A 2,320-nucleotide genomic window follows, 5' to 3' on the forward strand; every position below is an offset into this window, starting at 1 on the left:
GAATATGCTCTGCAGAAGCTTTTCCTTGTCCAGCTTGATCTGGTAGTCGTCTATGCCTACCTTCTTGCCCCGGGCCACGTCCTCTTCCCCGGCCAGGGAGGTCAGGGCCAGGACCGGCAGGTGATTAAAGCGGTCATCACTTTTTATATGTTCAGTAAGTTCAAAGCCGTCCATGTTGGGCATCTCCAGGTCCGTGACCACAAGCTGTACCTCGCCCGGGTTGTCCTGCATGTACTGCCAGGCCACAGCCCCGTCCTCGGCAGCGACTACTTCATAGCCTTCATCCTGGATAAACTTTTTGACCTGATTGCGGAAAAAGTCCGAGTCCTCCACCAGGAGTATCTGGGTGCCACCTTCCTGTTCCAGGGACTGGACCTTTTCGCGGCTTTCAAACCACTGCGGGTTCAGGGTCTCCATGAATTCGTAGATATCAACGATCAGAGTGGTATAGCCCTCCAGCACTGCAGAACCGGAGATACCGTTTTGCTTCAGGGTGAAATCGTCTATCTCCACGCGCACTTCCCTGGCATCCACAGGCGGAGAGGCCAGAAGACCCACCTCGTGCCCGGCCATATAAAAGACAATCACCACCAGTTCGCCTTCCAGTTCCAGATGTTCCACGCTGGCGGCCTCGTGCAGGGCAAAGACCGGCAAAACCCCGCCGCGGTACTGGATGACCTTTTTGCCCCCGGTGATTTCTATGTCCTCGGCCTTGATAAGCTCCACCCGGGCCACCAGGTCCAGGGGTACGGCGCAGTGTTCTCTGGGTCCGTTATTGAACAGAAACAGGCTGTGCAGATCCTTCTCCTTTTCGGTCTCCTGCTCCCGGGCCATTTCCTGGGCCTTTTCCGTGCCGGCCATGGAGGAAAGCTCGGCCAGCCTGGCCATGCCCACCACATCCAGGATCAGGGCCACATGACCGTCGCCCATGATGGTGGCCCCGGCATATCCGTCGCAGGCCTTGAGATGGCGGCCCAGGGGCTTGACCACGATTTCCACGGAGTCGTGCAGCTCATCCACCACCAGGCCGTACTTGAAGGTCCCGGAATAGACCACAACAATATTTATATCTTCCTCGCCGGAAATGGACCATTTGCTGGCTTCGATGACCTCTTTTTCCAGGCCGGCGTCCTCTGACCGGCTCTTCTCAGATGTCTGAGCGCTGGTTTCGGCCTTTTTATCCTGCCTGTCCTTTCTGGACCTGGCCTCTTCTATTGAGGTCACCCTGGCTTTGGACCGGGTGTTTTTCTGGTCCAGCCTGAGAATTTCATTGAGTCCCACCAGGGGGATAAGCTCTCCCCTTAATATGAGCACCTGGGCATCCCCCACCACCTCGATCTTTTCCTGCACCTGCTGGGCCGGGATCTGGATAAGCTCGTCCACGTTGATCTGGGGGATGGCAAAACGCTCCTGGCTCACGGAAATAAGCAGGCTGGGAATAATGGCCAGGGTCAGGGGCAGCTTGATCCGGATGGATGTCCCCTTGCCCTCCTCAGTGTCGATGTCCACCTGGCCGCCCAGGCGGTCCAGGTTGCTCTTGACCACGTCCATGCCCACACCGCGGCCGGAGACATCGGTGATCTGATCCGCGGTGGACAGGCCGGGCAAAAATATGAGCTGGGCCTTGTCCTTGTCGGACATGGTCCGGACCTGCTCTTCGGTAATGAGCCCCTTGTCCAGGGCCTTTTCCACGATCCTCTCCACCGGTATGCCCTTGCCGTCGTCGATAATCTCAATATTGACCTGGCCTGCAGCGTGAAAGGCCTTGAGTACTATCTTGCCCTGGGGCTTCTTGCCCTTGGCCACCCGCTCGTCGGGCTTTTCTATGGCGTGGTCCGCGGAATTGCGCACTAAGTGGGTCAGGGGGTCGGACAGACCCTCGATAATGGTCTTGTCCAGCTCCACCTCCTTGCCTTCCAGGTAGAGCTCAATGTCCTTGCCCAGGCTCTGGGACATGTCCCGCACCACCCTGGGAAACTTGTTGAAGACGTTGCTCACCGGCTGCATGCGGGTGAGCATGATGGCCTCCTGCAGCTCCGAGGTCACCAGGTCGATGCGCTGCCCGGCCAGGTTTATAGTCTGATCATCCTGGGTGGAAATGGCCTGCATGAGCTGATTGCGGCTTAAAACCAGCTCTCCAGCCAGGTTCATGAGGTTTTCCAGAAGGCCTACGTTGACCCGCAGGGAATCAGGCATGGACGAGGTCTGAGCCTGAGCAGCCTGCTTGTCCTGTGGCTTTTTATCCTTGTCCGGCTGGGTCTTTTGCGGCCTGGCCTGGCTTTTTTCTTTTTGTTCAGCTTGGGGTGGTGCTGGCTTTTCC

Annotated in this window: 1 protein-coding gene; it reads right to left on the bottom strand. The window is 57.5% G+C overall.

What is annotated here, in order from left to right:
- A partial coding sequence (locus D5S03_RS10340) for a chemotaxis protein CheW (protein ID WP_287043864.1) occupies positions 1 to 2,320 on the bottom strand: 2,320 nt, incomplete at both ends.

Origin of the sequence: Desulfonatronospira sp. MSAO_Bac3 (assembly GCF_003838035.1) — a bacterium.
GTDB lineage: Bacteria > Desulfobacterota > Desulfovibrionia > Desulfovibrionales > Desulfonatronovibrionaceae > Desulfonatronospira > Desulfonatronospira thiodismutans.